General features: G+C 73.4%; 15 protein-coding genes. 6 read left to right on the forward strand and 9 right to left on the reverse strand.

Translation table 11 applies throughout. The features are described from left to right. Positions 1–252: 252 nt before the first annotated feature. From clpB to dnaK, 5 genes are all read right to left on the reverse strand, one after another. Entirely contained in the window at positions 253–2,874 is a 2,622-nt protein-coding gene (gene clpB, locus ACWEN6_RS05490; protein WP_452569104.1) for an ATP-dependent chaperone ClpB, read from the reverse strand. Continuing rightward, entirely contained in the window at positions 2,856–3,200 is a 345-nt protein-coding gene (locus ACWEN6_RS05495; protein ID WP_452569105.1) for a chaperone modulator CbpM, read from the reverse strand. The genes clpB and ACWEN6_RS05495 overlap by 19 nt, the downstream gene beginning before the upstream one ends. Before the next feature lie 43 nt (positions 3,201–3,243). Further along, positions 3,244–4,224 carry a DnaJ C-terminal domain-containing protein gene (locus ACWEN6_RS05500; protein WP_452569106.1) on the reverse strand — a complete coding sequence of 327 codons (981 nt, stop codon included), beginning with the start codon at positions 4,222–4,224 and terminating at the stop codon, positions 3,244–3,246. Continuing rightward, complete coding sequence (locus ACWEN6_RS05505; RefSeq protein ID WP_452569107.1) at positions 4,224–4,835, reverse strand: nucleotide exchange factor GrpE; 612 nt, start codon at positions 4,833–4,835, stop codon at positions 4,224–4,226. Before ACWEN6_RS05505 ends, ACWEN6_RS05500 begins: the two co-directional genes overlap by 1 nt. Before the next feature lie 115 nt (positions 4,836–4,950). Beyond that, complete coding sequence (dnaK, locus tag ACWEN6_RS05510; RefSeq protein WP_452569108.1) at positions 4,951–6,870, reverse strand: molecular chaperone DnaK; 1,920 nt, start codon at positions 6,868–6,870, stop codon at positions 4,951–4,953. Between the two features lie 265 nt (positions 6,871–7,135). On the opposite strand from dnaK, the gene ACWEN6_RS05515 reads away from it, so the two are divergent. Beyond that, complete coding sequence (locus ACWEN6_RS05515; RefSeq protein ID WP_452569109.1) at positions 7,136–10,009, forward strand: LuxR C-terminal-related transcriptional regulator; 2,874 nt, start codon at positions 7,136–7,138, stop codon at positions 10,007–10,009. A gap of 175 nt (positions 10,010–10,184) precedes the next feature. Here the strand turns inward: ACWEN6_RS05515 and ACWEN6_RS05520 are convergent, their stop codons facing one another. Next, complete coding sequence (locus ACWEN6_RS05520) at positions 10,185–10,700, reverse strand: ATP-binding protein (protein ID WP_452569110.1); 516 nt, start codon at positions 10,698–10,700, stop codon at positions 10,185–10,187. Between the two features lie 263 nt (positions 10,701–10,963). On the opposite strand from ACWEN6_RS05520, the gene ACWEN6_RS05525 reads away from it, so the two are divergent. The 3 genes from ACWEN6_RS05525 (at position 10,964) to ACWEN6_RS05535 (ending at position 13,521) form a co-directional block, all read left to right on the forward strand. After that, the gene (locus tag ACWEN6_RS05525; protein ID WP_452569111.1) at positions 10,964–11,872 is read left to right on the forward strand and encodes a helix-turn-helix domain-containing protein; all 909 of its coding nucleotides are present in this window, start codon (positions 10,964–10,966) and stop codon (positions 11,870–11,872) included. 86 nt (positions 11,873–11,958) lie between these two features. After that, the gene (locus tag ACWEN6_RS05530; protein ID WP_452569112.1) at positions 11,959–12,507 is read left to right on the forward strand and encodes a type 1 glutamine amidotransferase domain-containing protein; all 549 of its coding nucleotides are present in this window, start codon (positions 11,959–11,961) and stop codon (positions 12,505–12,507) included. Positions 12,508–12,633: 126 nt separating this feature from the next. After that, positions 12,634–13,521 carry a sugar kinase gene (locus ACWEN6_RS05535; protein ID WP_452569113.1) on the forward strand — a complete coding sequence of 296 codons (888 nt, stop codon included), beginning with the start codon at positions 12,634–12,636 and terminating at the stop codon, positions 13,519–13,521. An 82-nt stretch (positions 13,522–13,603) separates the two neighbouring features. Here the strand turns inward: ACWEN6_RS05535 and ACWEN6_RS05540 are convergent, their stop codons facing one another. Further along, entirely contained in the window at positions 13,604–13,966 is a 363-nt protein-coding gene (locus ACWEN6_RS05540) for a peptidase inhibitor family I36 protein (RefSeq protein ID WP_452569114.1), read from the reverse strand. Between the two features lie 382 nt (positions 13,967–14,348). On the opposite strand from ACWEN6_RS05540, the gene ACWEN6_RS05545 reads away from it, so the two are divergent. Next, positions 14,349–14,663: an ArsR/SmtB family transcription factor gene (locus ACWEN6_RS05545; RefSeq protein ID WP_354838206.1), complete on the forward strand. Its 315-nt coding sequence runs from the start codon at positions 14,349–14,351 to the stop codon at positions 14,661–14,663. Further along, a complete protein-coding gene (locus ACWEN6_RS05550) occupies positions 14,663–15,202 on the forward strand; it encodes an SRPBCC family protein (RefSeq protein WP_452569115.1) in 540 nt (179 codons plus the stop codon). The genes ACWEN6_RS05545 and ACWEN6_RS05550 overlap by 1 nt, the downstream gene beginning before the upstream one ends. A 179-nt stretch (positions 15,203–15,381) precedes the next feature. On the opposite strand, the gene ACWEN6_RS05555 is transcribed toward ACWEN6_RS05550, so the two are convergent. Then, the gene (locus tag ACWEN6_RS05555) at positions 15,382–16,677 is read right to left on the reverse strand and encodes a cytochrome P450 family protein (protein ID WP_452569116.1); all 1,296 of its coding nucleotides are present in this window, start codon (positions 16,675–16,677) and stop codon (positions 15,382–15,384) included. A 184-nt stretch (positions 16,678–16,861) separates the two neighbouring features. Then, positions 16,862–19,330: a GcvT family protein gene (locus ACWEN6_RS05560; RefSeq protein WP_452569117.1), complete on the reverse strand. Its 2,469-nt coding sequence runs from the start codon at positions 19,328–19,330 to the stop codon at positions 16,862–16,864. Positions 19,331–19,377 lie beyond the last annotated feature (47 nt).

The following is a 19,377-nucleotide window of genomic DNA, read 5'->3' on the forward strand; positions in this document are numbered from 1 at the left end:
TCCGGCGCGGCGAATTACGTCTTCAACGGTGCCAGGCGTTCCGGCCGGCCGACACCTTTTTCACTGTCGGCGTCACCGGCCGCGCTTTTTCCGCTGCCGGCGAATTGCCACGGGCCCTGTTCCGCCCTGGACGAAATTCCTTGACGACCGCCGGGCGAACGATCACTGCGGGCGGTCCTCCGGCGACGGGCACCGGTGATCACACACCGGTGCCCGTCGGATGACGATCATCCCCGGCCGTCCCGGCGGCGGTCACGCGCCGCCGGGGTTGTCGTAGGAGACGACGAGATCGCCGTCGGTCACCTCGACGCGGATGACCGCCCCGTCCCGCACGTCCCCGGCGATCAGCGCGCGGGCGATGCGCGTCTCGACCTCGCGGGCGATGAACCGGCGCAGCGGGCGGGCGCCGTACACCGGGTCGAAGCCCTGCTCGGCGATGAACCGCAGCGCGGCCCCGGTGACCTCCAGGCTCATCATCCGGTCGGCCAGCCGCGTCCTGACGTCGTCGAACATCAGCGAGACGATCCGCTCGACCTCCGGCTCGGTCAGCGGCTTGAACAGCACCGTGTCGTCCACCCGGTTGAGGAACTCCGGGCGGAAGTGCCCGCGCAGGTCCGCCATGACCAGGTCGCGCGCCGGCTGGTCGATCTCGCCCACGGCGGTCACGCTGTCCATCAGGAACTGCGACCCGATGTTGGACGTCATGATGATCACGGTGTTGCGGAAGTCCACCGTGCGGCCCTGCGCGTCGGTCAGCCGCCCGTCGTCGAGCACCTGGAGCAGGATGTTGAACACATCGGCGTGCGCCTTCTCCATCTCGTCGAACAGCACCACCGAGTACGGCTTGCGCCGCACCGCCTCGGTGAGCTGGCCGCCCTCCTCGTAGCCGACGTACCCGGGCGGGGCGCCGACCAGCCGGCTGACGGTGTGCCGCTCCTGGTACTCGCTCATGTCGACGCGGACCATGTTCTCCTCGGTGTCGAACAGCGCCTGCGCCAGCGCCTTGGCCAGCTCGGTCTTCCCGACCCCGGTGGGGCCGAGGAAGATGAACGAGCCGATCGGCCGGCGCGGGTCCTTGATGCCCGACCGGGCGCGCATGATCGCGTCCGCCACCGCCCGCACCGCCTCGTCCTGGCCGACGACCCGCTCGTGCAGGATCTCCTCCAGCCGCAGCAGCTTCTCCCGCTCGCCCTCCTTCAGGCGGCTGACGGGGATGCCGGTCCACCGGGAGACGATGCCGGCGATCTCCTCCTCGGTCACCACCTCGCGCAGCAGCCGGTGGGCGCCCTGCTTGGACTCCAGCTGCTCCTCGGCCGCGCGAAGCCTGCGCTCCAGCTCCGGCAGCGTGCCGTGCGTCAGCTCGGCGGCCCGGTCGAGTTCGTACCCGCGTTCGGCCCGCTCCGCCTCGCGCCGCACCGTCTCGATCTCCTGGCGCAGTTGCTGCACCTTCCTCAGGGCGTGCCGCTCGGCCTCCCACTGCGCGCGCATGGCGTCGGACTCGGCCCGCAGGTCGGCCAACTCCCTGCGCAGGCCCTCCAGCCGCTGGGCGCTCGCCGGGTCGTCCTCCTTGGCCAGCGCCGCCTCCTCGATCGAAAGGCGCGTCACCCGGCGCGTCAGCTCGTCCAGCTCGGCCGGCATCGAGTCGATCTCGGTGCGCAGCATCGCGCACGCCTCGTCCACCAGGTCGATGGCCTTGTCCGGCAGGAACCGGTCGGAGATGTACCTGTGGCTCAGCACGACCGCCGCGACGATCGCGGCATCCATGATCTTGACGCCGTGGTAGACCTCCAGCCGCTCGCGCAGGCCGCGCAGGATCGACACCGCGTCCTCGACCGACGGCTCCTCCACGAACACCGGCTGGAACCTGCGCTCCAAGGCGGCGTCCTTCTCGATGTGCTTGCGGTACTCCACGATCGTGGTCGCGCCGATCAGGTGCAGCTCGCCGCGGGCCAGCATCGGCTTGAGCATGTTGCCGGCGTCCATGGCGCCCTCACTGGCGCCGGCCCCGACGACGTTGTGCAGTTCGTCGATGAACAGCAGGATGCGGCCCTCGGACGCCTTGACCTCGGTCAGCACGGCCTTGAGCCGCTCCTCGAACTCGCCGCGGTACTTGGCGCCCGCGATGAGCGACCCCATGTCCAGGCTGAAGATCGTCTTGTCCTTGAGCCCCTCGGGGACGTCGCCGCGGGTGATGCGCTGGGCGAGCCCCTCGACGATCGCGGTCTTGCCGACGCCGGGGTCGCCGATGAGCACCGGATTGTTCTTGGTCTTGCGGGAGAGGATCTGCACGACCCTGCGGATCTCGGCGTCCCGCCCGACGACCGGGTCCATCTTGCCCGCCCTGGCCGCGGCGACCAGGTCCATGCCGTACTTCTCCAGCGCCTCGTAGGCGACCTCCGGATGCGTCGAGGTCACCCGCTGGTTGCCGCGGATGCGCGTCAGCACCGACAGCAGCCGGTCGCGGGCGATGCCGTGCCCCTGCAGCAGCCGCCCGGCCGAGGTCTCGACGCCCTCGTCGGCCAGGGCGAGCAGCAGGTGCTCGACCGAGACGTACTCGTCCTTGAGCCGCCTGGCCTCCTGGTCGGCCTGGTCGAACAGCCGCGACAGCCGGCGGGTCACGTACACCTCGCCGGGGGAGGCGCCGGGGCCGCCGACCCTGGGACGCCGCTGGAGCTCCGACTCCAGCTCCAGGGTGAGCTTGTCCGGGTCGCCGCCCGCCGCCGTCAGCAGCCGGGGCACCAGGCCGTCCTGCTGGCCGAGCAGGGCGAGCAGCAGGTGCTCGCCGTCGACCTCGGTGTGCCCGTGGCGGATCGCCTTGGTCTGCGCGTCGTGCAGGGCTTCCTGCGACTTCTGGGTCAGTCGGTTCGGGTCCACGATGACACTCCCGTCGTCGATGAGGCGTGGCGGCGCAGGGCCGCCTCAAGCTCCGCGATGCGGTCGAGCAGGTCGAGCACCACGCCCAGTGAGGCGTAGTTCAGCGACAGGCCCTCGTGCAGGCGCTCGATGCGCCCGAGCACGACCAGCTGCGACGGCGCGAACCTCAGCTCCTCCCCGCACCGGTCGATGGGCTCCAGCAGGCCGAGGGCGACCAGCCTGCGCACCAGATCGGGGTGCAGGCCGCCCGCCCGGGCGAAGGACTCGACGCCGATGCCCGGCGCCGGGGTCAGGGCCGTCGTCATGGGACGCTTCCGCGAGGTCACGGCGCTCACCTCCTGGGGTCGAAGCGGGAGACCGGCGCCGGGGTCACGGCGCTCCGCTCCTGGGGTTGAAGTGTGAGACCGCCGCCAGCCGCTCGAACGCGCCGCGCTCCTCGTCGGTGACCTTCGACGGCACCATGACGCGCGCCTCGGCGTACAGGTCGCCCGGCGCGCCCCTGGGGTCGGGCAGGCCGCGCCCGCGCAGCCGCAGCCGGCGGCCCGAGGACGTGCCCGGCGGCACCTTGACCTTCGCCTCCCCGCCGGGCGTGTCGACCGGCACGGTCGCCCCGAGCGCCGCCTCCCACGGGGTCAGCGGCAGCGGAACGTGGATGTCGCGCCCCTCGACCCGGTAACGCGGGTCGGCGATGCGGACGATCAGGTACAGGTCCCCCGCCCGGCCGCCGTCGGCGCCGTGGCCGCCCTGGCCGGCCAGCCGGATGCGCTGGCCGTCCGTCACGCCCGGCGGGATCGTCACCTGCAAGGTGCGCGACCCCTGCGCGCCCTGGAACGTGATCGGACGGCGCCCGCCGTGGAACGCCTCGCCGACGTCGAGGGTGATCTCGGCCTCCTGGTCGGCCCCCGGGACCGGGCCCCAGCGGCGCCGGCCGCCCCCTCCACGCCCGAACATGCCGCCCAGCAGCTCCTCCAGATCGATGTCCATGCCGGCCTGGTCGGAGGTGTACCGGAAGCCCTGGCCGCGCCCGGAGCCCGCGCCGGCCGCCGCATCCCACGGCGCGCCGGCCCAGCCCGCCCCCGCGCCGGCGCCGGCCCGGCGGTAGGCGTCGGGGTCCACGTCCTCGGGCACCGACCGCCAGTCCGGGCCGAACGCGTCGTAGCGCCGCCGCTTGGCCGGGTCGGACAGCACGTCGTAGGCCTCGGACACGTCCTTGAACCTCTCCTCGGCGCCGGGGTCCTTGTTGACGTCGGGATGGTAGGCGCGGGCGAGCTTGCGGTAGGCGCGCTGGATCTCGTCCTGAGTGGCCGTCCTCGGCACTCCCAGCACCTGGTAGAAATCCCGCGCCGCCATCACCCCGCCGGTTCCGGCCGCTCCGGCGCCGTCGCGACGATCACCGCCGTCGGGCGGAGCTGGCGCTCGCCGTCGCCGTACCCGGGACGCACGACGCCCGCGACCGTCCCCGCCGGGACCTTTGGGTCGGCGACCGTGCCCACGGCCTCGTGGTGGACCGGGTCGAACGGCACGCCCAGCTCCTCGTGCCGGGCGAACCCGAGCCGGGCCAGCATGGCGACGGCCTGGTCGCGTACCGCGCGCACCCCCTCGACGACCGCACCGGCCTCGGCGTCGGCGTGCCGCAGGGCGAGGTCCAGGTTGTCGACGACCGGCAACCACTCGCGCACGGTGCGGGCCCGCTCCTCGGCGCGGATGCGCTCGGCGTCCCTGGCGACGCGCTTGCGCAGGTTGTCCAGCTCCGCCGCCGACCGCAGCCAGCGGTCCTCCAGCTCGGCCATCCTGGCGTCGGTGTCCTCGGCGTTCCCGCCGTCCCCGGCGGGCGAGCGGTCCGGCCCCTGGCCGGGCGCCCGGGCCGGCGGACGCCCGGCGGGCTCGCCGTACGCCCCGGCGGGGGGCGGGCGCCCCGGGCGCCCCGTGCCCCCCGGGGTCTCACCGCGTTCCTCGGCCATGTCCGTTTCCTTCTGGTCCGACGTGTCGGTCCGGCGTCGTCACTCCCGCGTGTCGATCCTGCGTGTCGATCGTTCCTGTCGATCCTGCGTGTCGATCCTGCGTGCGGTCCCGGGGTCAGTCCGACGTGGTGAACTCGGCGTCGATGACGTCGTCGCCGCCCTTCGCCCCGCCGCCCTGCGCGGCCCCCTGGGAGGCGGACGGGCCGGCGCCCTGCTCCTGGTCCGAAGGCCGCTGCTGCTGGGCGGTGACCGCGGCGAGGCCGTGGAACACCTGCTGCAGCTCGGAGGACAGGTCGCGCAGCCGCTCGACCGGCGCCTCCTCCTTGACGGCCTGCCTCGCGTCGGAGACGAGCTGCTCGGCGCGGGCCTTCTCGTGGACGGGCACCGCCTCGCCCAGCTCGCCGAGCCGCCGTTCGACCTGGTAGGCGACCGAGTCCAGCTCGTTCCTCGCGTCGATCGCCTCGCGGACCCTCGCGTCCTCGGTGCGGTGCCGCTCGGCGTCCTGGATCATCCGGTCGATCTCGCCCTTGTCCAGGTTGGAGCTCTCGCTGATCGTGATGCGCTGCTCGGCGCGGGTGTCCTTGTCCTTGGCGGCGACGTTGAGGATGCCGTTGGCGTCGACGTCGAAGGTGACCTCGATCTGCGGCACTCCGCGGGGCGCCGGGCGGATGTTCTCCAGCCGGAACCGGCCGAGGGCCCGGTTGTCGGCCGCGCGCTCGCGCTCGCCCTGCAGGACCACCACGTCCACGGCGTTCTGGTCGTCCTCGGCGGTGCTGAAGGTCTCCGTCCTGCGGGCCGGGATGGTGGTGTTGCGCTCCAGGACCTTGGTCATCACCCCGCCGAGGGTCTCGATGCCCAGCGACAGCGGGGTGACGTCCAGCAGCAGGACGTCCTTGACCTCGCCCTTGAGCACGCCGGCCTGGACCGCGGCGCCGTCGGCCACCACCTCGTCGGGGTTGACCGTCATGTTCGGCTCCTTGCCTCCGGTGAGGCGGCGCACGAGGCTCTGCACGGCCGGGATGCGCGTGGAGCCGCCCACCAGGATGACCTCGTCCAGGTCGTCGGCCGACAGCTTGGCGTCCTCCATCGCCCGCTGGACCGGGCCCATGGTGCGCTCCACCAGCTCCCTGGTGATCTCCTCGAAGGTGGAGCGCATCAGCGTGGTGTTCAGGTGCTTGGGCCCGTTGGCGTCGGCGGTGATGAACGGCAGGCTGACGGTCGTCTGGGTCACCGACGACAGCTCCACCTTGGCCTTCTCCGCGGCCTCGAACAGCCGCTGGAGGGCCTGGGGGTCCCGGCGCAGGTCGATGCCGGTCTGGGACTGGAACTCGTCGGCCAGGTGGTCGACCAGCCGGCGGTCGAAGTCGTCGCCGCCGAGGTGGGTGTCACCGGAGGTGGAGCGCACCTCGATGACGCCCTCGCCGATGTCCAGGATGCTCACGTCGAAGGTACCGCCGCCGAGGTCGAACACCATGACCGTCTCGCTGCCCTTCTTGTCCAGCCCGTAGGCCAGGGCGGCGGCGGTCGGCTCGTTGATGATCCGCATGACCGAAAGGCCCGCGATCTTGCCGGCGTCCCTGGTGGCGTGCCGCTGCGCGTCGTTGAAGTACGCGGGCACCGTGATCACCGCCTCGGTGATCTTCTCGCCGAGGAACTTGGCGGCGTCGGCGACCAGCTTGCGCAGCACCAGGGCGGAGATCTCCTCCGGCGCGTACAGCTTGCCGGCGACCTTGAAGCGCACCGCGTCGTCCGGGCCGGGCGCCACGTCGAAAGAGACGGCGTGGATCTCGCTCTCCACCTCGTCGTACCGGCGGCCGATGAAGCGCTTGACGGAGTAGAGCGTGCCCTTGGGGTTGAGGATGGCCTGCCGCCGCGCGAGCTGGCCCACGAGCCTCTCCCCGGTGTCGGTGAAGGCCACCACCGACGGCGTCGTCCGCTGTCCCTCCGCGTTCGGGATGACCACCGGCTGGCCGTCCTCGGTCGTGGCGATGACGGAGTTGGTGGTACCCAGGTCGATGCCGACTGCCTTGGCCATTGCCGCCTCCGTAAGGACGCCGGGGATGGCGGCGTGCACGCTGACGCGACGCCGCGCAGCGCGCACGCCCACACCTTCGACACTGGCCAGCGAGGGACGGCCGCACATCCTCAATACGGGTAGTCGTTGGGCGCCAGAGCCCCTGTGTACTGTTGAAGAGCAGGTGAGAACGGGTGCCGTGCCCCACCGTCCAGGGGGCTCGGGCGCGGCCCCGACGGCCGGCGGAGCACGCCGCGACGACCCGGACCCTTGTCACGGGGGAGAAATGCGTGGACGCGAGCCCGAGTGGCACATCCTCGGCCGGCTGCTGAGCGCGGCCGAACACGGCGGCGGCGGAACGCTGCTCATCGAGGGCGAGCCCGGCACGGGCAAGACCCTGCTCCTGGCCGAGGCCGCCGCCCACGCCTCCCGGCGGGGGTTCGCGCTGGCCACCGGCAGCGCCGAACGGCTGTCGCCCGAGCGCCTCGGCACGCGCGCCTTGGAGCACCTGCGCGTCCGGCTGGCCCGCGGCGCGCCCGGCCGCCCGGTGCTGGTGGGCCTGGACGACCTGCAACGGGCCGACTCCGCCACACTCGCCACGCTGCGCGCCCTGCACCGCGACCTCGGATGCCGCCGCCTGGTGTGGCTGCTGTCCCGGTCGGTCACGACGGCCGGGCGTCCCTGCCCGGCGACGCGGGCCGGGGAGTGCAGCGAACACCTGTTCCAGGCCCTGGAGAGCCACGGCGCCACCCGCCTCGCGCTGCGCCCGCTGCCGGAGGAGGCGGTCGCCGCGGTGGCCGCCGACGTGCTCGGCGCGGTGCCCGACCCGGGCCTTCTGAGCTTCGCCGCGGGCGCGGGCGGCAACCCGTTCCTGCTGGTGGAACTGCTGCGCGGGCTGCGCGAGGAGGGCGCCGTCGAGGTGCGCGGCGGCCGTGCCCGGCTGCCGCCGCCCTCCCCGGCCGCCGCCCGGCCCGGCGGGGAGAGCCCGTGCCCGCCGCCCGAGCCGCCCGAGCGGGTGCGTGCCGCCGTTCGGTCGCGGCTGCGGGGGCTGAGCCGGGAGGGGCGCCAGCTGGTGGAGGTGGCGGCGGTGCTCGGCCGGCGCTTCTCCCCCGAGGACGTGGGCGACCTGGTCGGGACCGGCCCGGCGGCGTTGCTCCCCGCGGTCGAGGAGGCGCTGGACGCCGGACTGCTCCTCGCCGCCGGCGACACGCTGGAGTTCCGGCACGAGCTGGTCTGGCGGGCCGTCCTGCACGATCTGCCCGCGGCCATGCGCAACGCGCTGCACCACCAGGCCGGCCGCCTCCTGCTCGGCCGGGGCGGCGCGGCGGCGCGGGCCGCCGGGCACCTGGTCGAGGGGGTCCGGCCGGGCGACACGCGCGCCCTCGCCGACCTGGACCGGGCGGTCACCGAGGTCCGCGCCACCGCGCCCGGCGCCGCCGCCGACCTCGCCGTCCAGGCGGTCGAGCTGAGCGACTGCGCCGACCCGCGCCGGCCCGCGCGCGTGGTCACGGCCGTCGAGGCGGCCACCGAGGCCGGGCGACTCGCCGACGCCGAACGGCTGGCGCGTTCGGCGCCGGCCCGGGCGACGTCCCCGGCCGCCGCCGAGTTGCACTGCGCCCTGTCCGGGGTCCTGCTGCCGGCCGGGCGGCCGGCCGAGGCGGTGGCCGAGGCGGAGGCGGCGCTCCGCGAGCGAGCGCTGCCCGCCCCCTGGCGCGAGCGCGCCACGCTCGGCCTGCTGTACGGCCTGGCCGCCCTGCCCGACCGCGAACGGGCCGAGCGGGAGGCCGTCAGGGTCCTCGCGGACGCCGGACGGCACGGAGAGGCGGCGGAGGCGGCGGCCACGGCGGTGCTCGGGACGATCTGGTGGGAGTCCGGACGCCTCGCCGAGGGCCTGCGCGCGGCCAGGGAGGCCGTCGGGCGGGCGGAGGACGCCGGCGATCCGGAGGGGCGGGTCTGCACGCGGCTCGCGCTGGCCGCGATGCTGATCGACGTCCGCCTGATCGACGAGGCCCGCGCCGTGATCGGCGAGGCCGCCGAGGAGGACGAGTCTCCCGGCCACCACGCGTGCGCGGCGGGCGAGGCGCCCGGTCACGACGTGTGCGCGGCGGGAGAGGCGTCCGGCCACCGCGCATGGGCGGCGGGGGGAGATGTGCCCGGCCATGGTCCGTGGGCGGCGGGGGCGGCGGCCCTGTCCGCGCGGGCCGAGCTGGCCGTCGGGCATGCGGAGGACGCCGCGGTCCGGGCGAGCCGCGCGCTGGACCTCGTCCAGGCCACGGGCGCCCGCCTGTTCGGCGCCGTCGCGGCATCGGTGCTGGTCACCGTCGCGCTGCGCCGGGGCGACCTGCGCGCGGCCGAGCGCCACGCGGACGGTGACGACGGGTGGCCGCTCCAGGCCGGGACGGCCGCCTGCTGGTGCGCGATGGCCGGGGCGCAGGTCGTCGAGGCCCGGGACGGTCCCGCCGCCGCGCTGGAGCGGCTCGGCCCGCTCTACGCCGGGGTGCGGGAACGGCCGGGCCTCCTGGTGGCGGACCCGGCCGCCGCGCCGTGGCTGGTCCGCGTCGCCCTGGCGGCGGGCGACCGGCCCGGCGCCCGGCTCACCGTCGCCTCGGCCGAGCGCCTGGCGGAGGGCGCCCCCGGGTTCCCCACCGTCCGCACCGCCGCCACCCACGCGCGCGGCCTGCTCGACGGGGACGCCGAAGCGCTCGAACCGGCCGTCAAGGAGGGCGTGGACCCCTGGGCCCGCGCCTCGGCCGCCGAGGACCTCGGCGTGACGCTGGAGGCCGCCGGCGACCGGCGGGCGTGCGTGCGCAGCCTGGACCAGGCGCTGGCCGGCTACCAGGATTGCGGGGCGGCCAGGGACGCGGCCCGGCTGCGGCGCAGGCTGCGCCGGCTGGGCGTGCGGCACCGGCACTGGGCCACCGCCGATCGGCCGGTCACCGGCTGGGGCAGCCTCACCGACACAGAGCGCACGGTCTCACTGCTGGTCACCCAGGGGTGGACCAACCGGCGGGTCGCCGAGCAGATGTTCATCAGCGTGCACACCGTGGCCTTCCACCTGCGCCAGATCTTCCGCAAGCTGGGCATCGGATCGCGAGTGGAACTGACCCGGCTCGTGTTCGAACAGCACCACGACCCGGACGGTACGGAACGGCCGGAGTGAGGCCGGGCGAGCGCTCCGACCCTAAGGGTTTCGGTCGCAGCGGCCGGCACGGGTCGGTTCGTCACCGATCCGCCGGGCGGGTGTCCGCGGAGGCTCTCAGGCGCAGCGGAGGCGCTCAGGGAGGCTCTCAGGCGCGGCCGAGGCGCTCAGGGAGGCTCTCAGGCGCGGCCGAGGCTCAGGCGGAGGCGCGGTTGTGCCCGTAGGCGACGGTGGCTGTGGCGGTGGGGGCGATGAAGGCGGCCCAGACGAGCTTGCCCTGGCCCTCGGTCATCCTCCAGCCCCAGGAGCAGCTGAGGCTCTCGACCAGGTGCAGCCCCCGGCCGCTCTCGGCGAAGTAGTCGGCGCGGGTGACGACGGGCGGCCCGTCGTAGGGGTCGGAGACGGCGCAGACCAGGTGCGAGGCCCGGTGGAGCAGGCGCAGCCGGGTGGGTTCCCCGGCGTGCCGCATGGCGTTGGTGACCAGCTCGGACACCACGATGCGGGTGTCGTACGCCAGCTCGCCCAGCCCCCAGTTGTTCAGCGTCGCCATGGTGAAGTCTCGGGCCATCTTGATCGTCGCACCGGTGCGGCCGAGTGAGCACAGCTCGGCGGCCACCGGCTCCCAGGAGTCGCCCTCCATCGCGGGCAGCAGCCACCAGGGAGCCTCACCCCGTACAACGGACTGCCGGCAAGCCTGGTGGTGTGCGGTCATCAAGGTCCTCACTACGTTGGGGCCGTTCACGCGGTCCGGACATGACGGGGCGAGTCAATCTTTCTTCACGACACGTTCTGATGCAAGTGCCGATGCACGTGCAAATGCTACTTTTCCCCACGGAACTCAGACATATGCCCGTCTATGACCGTTTCCATGCAAAGAGAGGACCAAAAACCTCGCCGATGTCGCGTGGTGTACGAGCACCACTCAGGGATGAGACACTGTCGGCTGCTCATTCATCCGTGGCTCCAGGAGCTCGCATGATCACGGCCCTCGGACAAGACGACGACGTACCTGACGGACATATCCTCGCCTATTCGCGAGGCGGCCCCACCGCCTTGCGCATCCTGCTCGGCGCGAACCTTCGCCGGCTGCGCATCGCCAAGGGCATCACGCGCGAGGCCGCGGGCGACGCCATCCGCGCCTCGCACGCCAAGATCAGCCGCCTGGAGCTGGGCCGGGTCGGTTTCAAGACGCGCGACATCACCGACCTGCTCACCCTCTACGGCGTGCTCGACCCCGACGAGCGTGCCACGTTCCTCAAGCTGGCCCAGCAGGCCAACGCCCCCGGATGGTGGCAGAAGTACAGCGACCTGCTGCCGACGTGGTTCGAGCTGTACGTCGGCTTGGAGGAGGCCGCGTCGGTCATCCGCACCTACGAGATCCAGTTCGTCCCCGGCCTCACGCAGACCGAGGACTACGCCCGTGCGGTGATCATGCTGGGACACTCCGAGGCCTCGGTCGAGGAGATCGACCGGCGCGTGGCGCTCCGCATGGCCCGCCAGCGGCAGGTGATCGGGCCGGAGGGCCCCCGCCTGTGGGCCCTGGTGGACGAGGCGGCCCTGCGGCGCCCGCTCGGCGGCCGCAACGTCATGCGGGCCCAGGTCGACCGCCTCCTGGAGCTCACCGAGTCGCCCACCATCACGGTGCAGGTCGTGCCGTTCGGCCAGGGCGGCCACGCGGCGGCGGGCGGCCCGTTCACGATCCTGCGCTTCAACGAGCGCGACCTTCCCGACGTGGTCTACATGGAGCAGCTCACCAGCGCTCTTTACCTGGACAAGCGCGAAGAGACCGACCCGTACATGAAGGTCATGGACCGTCTCTGCGTCGAGGCCGCCACCGTGGCGGAGTCCCGGCGCTTCCTTGAGGCGCTCCGCACGGAGATGTGAAGGGTTCCAGATATTCGCGTATATAAGGCGAAAAGTCGGGCACGGGACGTCGAGTAAGGGAGAAAACGCAGCTCAGAGGAGGCACCATGCTCCAGGGCAAGACGATCGCCTTTCTCGTGGCCCCCGAGGGCATCGAACAGGTCGAGCTGACCGAGCCGTGGAAGGCCGTGGAACAGGCCGGCGGCACCCCGCGCCTGGTCTCCACCCAGCGCGGCAAGGCCCAGGCGTACAACCACCTCGACAAGGCCGACGCCTTCGACATCGACGCGACCGTCGATGAGGTGAGCGCGGGCGACTTCGACGGCCTGATCCTGCCCGGCGGGGTCGCCAACCCCGATGCCCTGCGGATGAACGACGACGCCGTGCGGTTCGCCCGGTCGTTCTTCGACGCCGGCAAGCCGGTGGCGGCGATCTGCCACGCGCCGTGGACGCTGATCGAGGCCGGCGTCGTCGGCGACCGCGCGATGACGTCATGGCCGAGCCTGAAGACCGACCTGCACAACGCGGGCGCGTCCTGGGCCGACCAGGAGGTCATGGTCTGCACCAACGGGCCGAACACCCTCATCACCAGCCGCAAGCCCGACGACCTCAAGGCCTTCTGCCAGGCCGCGGTCGACGCGTTCGGCGGAGGCTGACCGCCCGGTACCCGCGGGTGATCGGAGCCGAAACCGCGCCTTCTCGTTGTGAGCGATATCGGTCTCTGCCATGCTTTCCGCCATCAGCGGCAGATGGGCATGTCGCGTGGCAGGAAAGAACCTGACATGACCGAGATCTTCACGCTCGGCGAGGCGCTGGGCGTCGTCTCCGCCGACCGGCTCCGGCATGACACCGACGTCCGGCTGGACGTCGCGGGCGCCGAGCTGACCGCCGCCGTCGGCCTGGCCCGGCTGGGGCACTCCGTGACCTGGCTGGGCAGGGTCGGCGTCGACGAACTGGGCGCCCGCGTCCTGACGGTGCTGCGGGGCGAGGGAGTGGACGTCTCGCACGCCCAGACCGACTCCACCGCGCCGACCGGGCTCGCCATCCGGCAGCGGCGCATCGGCCGGGTGGGGCACGTCGTCCACTACCGCGGCGGGTCGGCCGGCTCGCGGCTCGGCCCGGGCGACATCCCCGCGCGCGCCCTGCAGTCGGCCAAGGTGCTGCACGTCACCGGCATCACCCCGGCCCTGAGCGGCACCGCCTGGAGCGCGGCACACCACGCCATCAAGCTGGCCAGGGAGGCCGGCGTCGCGGTGTCGGTCGACGTCAACCACCGGCCGCAGCTCTGGGTCGACCGCCAGGAGGCCGTCGAGGCGCTCACCGAGTTGGCGGTGAGCGCCGACGTCCTGTTCGCGAACCAGGACGAGCTGCAGCTCATCGAGCCGGCCATTGGAACGGTCCGCGAGCTGGTGGTCACCCGGGGAGGCAAGGGCGCGAGCGCGACCATCAACGGCATGCGCTACGACGCCCCGGCCGCGCCGGTCACCGTGGTGGACCCGGTGGGCGCCGGAGGGTCCTTCGTCGCGGGCTACCTCAGCGGCATGCTGGAGGAACTGCACCCCACCGACCGGCTGCGCCGCGGCTCGGCGCTGGCCGCGTTCACCGTCGCCAGCCACAGCCCCTGGCAGGGCCTGCCCACCCGCTCCGAACTCCCCCCGCTCACCTTCTGACCGAGTCCGCGCCTCGAACGCCCCTTCCGTCGCGCCTGGGACGGCCATCTGACCGGTCCGCGCCCTGTCCCTGCTCCGGCCGCTACCAGGCCAGGCCGACGCTGAGCCCGTTCGGCCACAGCACGGGCAGGCTGCTCTGCTGGCCCACACCGCCGACCAGCGTCCCCGTGCAGCCGGCGCCGGCGAACACGGCCGCCACGGCGGGGATGCCGGGCGAGCCGAAGGTGTTCCTGATCGAAGCGATCGGGAACGGCGCGGCCACGCACCCGCCGCCCGGCGGCAGGTAGACCATCTTGCCGCTGTAGTTGTATCCGCTGTACGCGCAGATCGACCCGGGCTTGCAGTCCTCGGCGGCGGCGTTCGCCGCGGGCGGGGCGAACGACAGCGCGGCGGCTCCCGCGAGCACGGCCAGCGAGACCAGACGCGCGCCTCGGCGTACGGACATTGACTACCCCCTTCTCGGACGAACACCGAGCGGCCCCTACCTCTTGCTCCGGCCGCACCGCCGTACGGGCTCCGCCGCACGTGCGGAGCCGGTTCACCCTCGGATCAACGCACCCGCGCCCGAGCCGGTCAACCCCGCGCCGGACCCGACACACGTCCGCCATGGCCAGCGCACCACCCGCCCCCGAACCCGGTGAAATTTTCGCCGCCCCACCCAGCCTCACCCGTGCACTGATCGCGAACGACGTCGCCCGCCGCACAACGGCGCCGCACTCACCAGGCCCGGCCCACTCCACCTGTCGAGGGCGTCGCTCGGGTGCGCCGGGTCCAGTGGGGGTTACATGCCTTGACCGGCATATGCATGGCGGGGCATACTGGCTGGTGTGCCCGATGTCATCTGGTCCGTGCTGATCGATCCGCATCGCCGCGCCATGCTCGACCTCCTGCGTGAACGTCCGCGCACGGTCGGCGAGCTGGTCGACGCGCTGCGCCTGTCACAGCCCACGACGTCCAAGCACCTGCGGGTGCTGCGGGACGGAGGCTTCGTGCAGGTCGCGCGGGACGCTCAGCGCCGTGTCTACACCATCGACCCGGCCCCGCTGGCCGAGCTCGACGCCTGGCTCGCCCCCTACCGGCGGCTGTGGAACGACCGGCTCGACGCGCTGGGGCGCCACCTCGACACCACCAAGGAGAACTGATGGATCTCGGAACCTTCATCGAACACCGGGGCCGCCCCGCGGTGCGCTTCGAGCGCGTCTACGACCACCCGGTCGAGCGGGTCTGGGAGGCCGTCGCCACGCCCGGAGGGCTGGCGCACTGGTTCCCCTCGGCGGTCGAGCTCGAACCCCATGCCGGAGGAAAGATCACCTTCTCGGGTGACCCGAACCTCGAGACCATGACCGGCACCGTCGTGGCGTTCGAGCCGCCACGCCGCCTGGCCTTCACCTGGGGCGGCGACGAGCTGCACTTCGACCTCGAACCCGCCGGCGACCACGGTTGCCGGCTCACGCTCGTCAACGTCCTGGAGCGGGCCGACACGGCCGCGCGCAACGCGGCCGGCTGGACCGTCTGCCTGGCCGAGCTGGACAAACACCTGGCCGGCGCCGCGGCAGGCGGGCCGCACAGCGTCACCGCGCTGCCGTGGCGGCAGGTGTACGAGGCGCATGTCTCCTCCGGCATGCCGTCCGGAGCCCCGATCCCCGGCGCTCCGCAGGAGACGACCGACACCGCGAACTGAGGCCGGCCGCGGCGGTCGGACCGAAACAGGGTGTCCTGCGCGGTCAGAGGCGGAGCGGGGAGCGGGCGCGGCCGAGCGGAGTCCAGATGGCCGACGCGGTCGGACCGGAGCCCGGTGGCCGGCGCGGTCCGACCGGATCCGGGGGGCCGGCGTGGTGGGAGTGGAGCCGGGAGGCGGCGTCAGAGGTGGAGGGGGAGGCGGGCCAGGCGCCAGGAGCCGGGCATGGGCTGGCGTTCCAGATCTTCGGGTGCGACGGCCAGGGCCATGCCGGGGAAGCGCCGCAGCAGCCCCGCGAAGGCCACCTCGGCCTCCTGGCGGGCGAGCGCCGCGCCGAGGCAGTAGTGCAGGCCGTGCCCGAACCCCACGTGGGTCTCCCTGCGCCCGTCCGGCTCGCGGGTGACGTCGAGCCGCTCGGGGTCGTCGAACACGCGAGGGTCGTAGTTGCCCCCGACCAGCACCGCCATCACCGCCTCCCCCTTGCGCACCGGCATGCCGCCGATCTCGACGTCCTCGGCGGCGTACCGCAGGCGGGTGCCCTGCACCGGCCCGCACCAGCGCATCAGCTCGTGCACGGCGCGAGGCGTCAGCCCCGGGTCGCCGCGCAGCAGGGCGAGCTGCTCGGGGTGGGTGAGCAGGGCGGCGACGCCGTTGCCGATCAGGTGGGCGGTGGTCTCGTGCCCCGCCAGGACCAGGGTCAGCACGAGGGTGACCATCTCGGTGTCGCCGAGCCGGTCGCCGTCCTCGTCGTGGGTGCGGATCAGGCCGGTCAGCAGGTCCGCGGTCGGCGCGGCGCGGCGCCGTTCGATCAGGGCGTGGATGTGCTCCACCATGTCCCGCAGGGCGCCGGCCATGCCGCCCGCCTCCAGGGTCACCAGGGCCTTGCCCCATTCGCGCCACTGCGAGCGGTCCTGTTCGGGGATGCCCACCAGTTCGCAGATGACGGTGATCGGCAGCGGGTAGGCGAAGTGTTCCATCAGGTCCACCACCCCGTGCCGCCCGAGGCCCTCCAGCCGGTCGAGGAGGGACTCGGTGATCTCCTCCACGCGCGGACGCAGTTCCAGGACCCGGCGCGCGGTGAAGGTGCGCGACACCAGCCTGCGCAGCCGCAGGTGGTCGGCTCCGTCGGCGTCCAGGACGCTGTCCAAGATGTACGGCGCGTACTCCTCGGGGATTCCGCGCGCGGCGAGTTCGCGCTCGCGGATGTCGCCGACGTCCATGTCAGGCACGTTCGCCGGATCGTTCACGAAGCGCGGGTCGCCGAGGACGGTCTTGACGTCGGCGTACCGGGTGACCAGCCAGATCGGCGTGCCGCGCCCGAAGAACGTCCCCCGGACGAGCGGGGCCCGCTCGCGCAGCCGCGCGTAGCCGCGGAAGGGGTCGCGCATGAGCTCGAAGTCCATCAGGTCGACGGCGTCCCCCGCCCCGGCGGACGTGCCGGGACCGCCGGACGTGCGGCTGTGTGCGGGAGTGCCCATGCTCGCCTCCTGGAGCGTCAGGTGAGGTCGCGCCGTGTGCCCCTCCTCGTCGGACACTCGGCGCTCGCCGGCCGCCACCGGAACAGGACACCGCGGAATCAGGAGGACCGCGTACAGGTATGCGCGGTAGGAATGATTTTCAATCCTGCCGCACCGCAACTGTGGAACGGTTGTGAAGCCGCCCTTACGCTCCGGGGAGGTGACGGACCCGGCTGTTGCCCGGGTCGTACAGCGGCTCGGCCGCGATCTCGGCCGGCACCCACCCGCCGTTCACCCCCACCTCGACCACGCCGGGCGGCGCGGCGTCCGGTCCTTCCTCGCCGACCGGCAGGTAGGCGTACGCGATCGAGCGGTCGACGCGGTGGCCGTAGCCGCCGCTGGTCACCCGGGAGGCGGGCACGCCGCCCACGCGTACCGGCTCGCCGCCCAGGCAGACCTGCCGCGGGTCGGCGAGCACCAGGCAGCGCAGCGAACGCCGCGGGGCGGTGAGGGCGTCGCGCCCGACGAAGTCCTTGCCCGCCGCGACGGCGAAGCCGAGACCGGCCTCCAGCGGCGTGGTCTCCGGCGTGATGTCCAGCCCCCAGACGCGGTACCCCTTCTCCAGCCGCAGGCAGTCGAGCGCCCGGTAGCCGGCCGGGCGCACGCCGTGCGGCGCGCCCGCCTCCATCAGGACGTCCCACAGGGTCAGGCCGTACTCGGTGGGGCAGTAGAGCTCCCAGCCGAACTCGCCGGCGAAGGTCACCCGCTGGGCCAGCACCGGCACGTTGGCCACGCTGATCTCGCGCGCCCGCATGTAGCCGAAGGTCAGGTCGTCGTCGCTGAGCTCGCCGAGCACCTCCAGAGCCTTCGGACCCCACAGGCAGTAACAGGCGTGGGCCGAGGTGACGTCCCGCACGTCGAGCCCGTGGCGGCGCAGCCAGGCGGCGTCGTGCACGCCGAACGCGGTGCCGGTGACCATGCGGAAGCGGTCGGCGGCCAGGCGGGTGACGGTCACGTCCGCCTCGATGCCCCCGCGCTCGTTGAGCAGCTGGGTGTAGACCACCGAGCCGACGGGGCGGTCGAGGTCGTTGGCGCACAGGCGCTGCAGGCCGGCCAGCCCGGTGATCTCCAGTTTCGCGAAGGAGGTCTGGTCGAACAGCGCCGCGGCGTCGCGGGCGGCCAGGCACTCGGCCCGGATGGCCGGCGACCAGAACCTCCCCGCCCATCCGGCCGGCCGGAACTCCTCCCCGCCGCCGTCCCCGGCCGCGACGGCGGCGCCCATGGACGCGGAAGCGGGGGCGGCGAACCAGTTCACCCGCTCCCAGCCGGCCTTCTCGCCGAACTCGGCGCCCAGCGCGAGGTGGCGCGGGTAGGCGGGAGAACGGCGCAGCGGGCGGGCGGCCGTGCGCTCCTCGCCGGGATAGACCACGTCGTAGTACTTGCTGTAGGAGTCCAGCGCCTTCGCGCGGGCCCACCGCGCGCCGCGGGCGTGCGCGTCGAACCGGCGCACGTCCATGCCGAAGACGTCGTACTCCGGCGTGCCGTCCACGATCCACTCGGCCATGACCTTGCCCACGCCGCCCGCCGCCGCCAGGCCGTGGACGCAGAATCCGGCCGCGACCCACAGGCCGGCGACCGCGGTCTCGCCGAGCAGGAACTCCCCGTCCGGGGTGAACGCCTCGGGCCCGTGCACCACCTTGGCGAAGTCCGCCGCGTCCCGCCCGCCCGTCTCGCCCGTCTCGCCCGTCTCGCCCAAGCCGGGGAGCCTGCGCCGGGCCGACTCCCACGATTCGGCGAACTTGCCCATGTCGGGCTCGAACAGCGTCCGGGGCTCGGACAGCGGCTCGGCGGCCTGCCAGACCTGCGGAGTGCGGATGTAGCCGCCGACCAGGATGCCGCCGTCCTCCTCCCGGAAGTACACGATGTTGTCCGGGTCGCGCACGGTGGGCGTCGAGGCCGGGACGCCGAACGGCCGGGTGACGACGTACTGGTGCTTGATCGGCACGATGGGGATGTCGGCCCCGGCCAGCCGGCCGAGCCGCCCGGCCGCCGCGCCGGCCGCGTTGACGACGGTCCCGGTGGCGATGACGTGCTCGCCGACCCGGACGCCGCGCACGCGCCCGTCCCGCACGTCGAAGCCGGTCACCTGGACGCCGGTCACGATGCGCGCTCCGAGCTTCTCGGCGCCGGCGGCGAGGGCGCGGCCGAGGCTGGCCGGGTCCAGCCAGCCGTCCCCGGGCAGCCACAGGGCCGCGCGCACGTCCCCGACCTCCATCAGCGGGAGCATGTCGCGGGCCTCGCGGGCCGAGACGAGGTCCATGCCGAGCCCGTAGGTCTCGGCGGCGCCGGCCTGGCGCAGCAGTTCCTCGTGCCGCTCGGCGGTCGTGGCCAGCCGCAGCCCGCCCACGCCGTGCCAGCCGGGGTCGAGGCCGGTCAGCTCGCGCAGCTCCGGGTACAGCCCCGCCGAGTACATGATCATGCGGGTCTGGGTGACCGTGGAGCGAAGCTGGCCGACGAATCCCGCCGAATGCCAGGTGGTGCCTTCCGTCAGCCCGTGCTGTTCGAGCAGGATGACATCCGTCCAGCCGAGTCGTGCCAGGTGGTAGGCGACGCTGCACCCGGCGACGCCGCCGCCGACGACCACGGCCTGCGCCTCGGCGGGAAGTTCCACCATCGATACCCCCGTGTAACGACCGGCCCGCAGAATCGGATCAATGGTCT

This window comes from Sphaerisporangium sp. NPDC004334 (assembly GCF_053602655.1).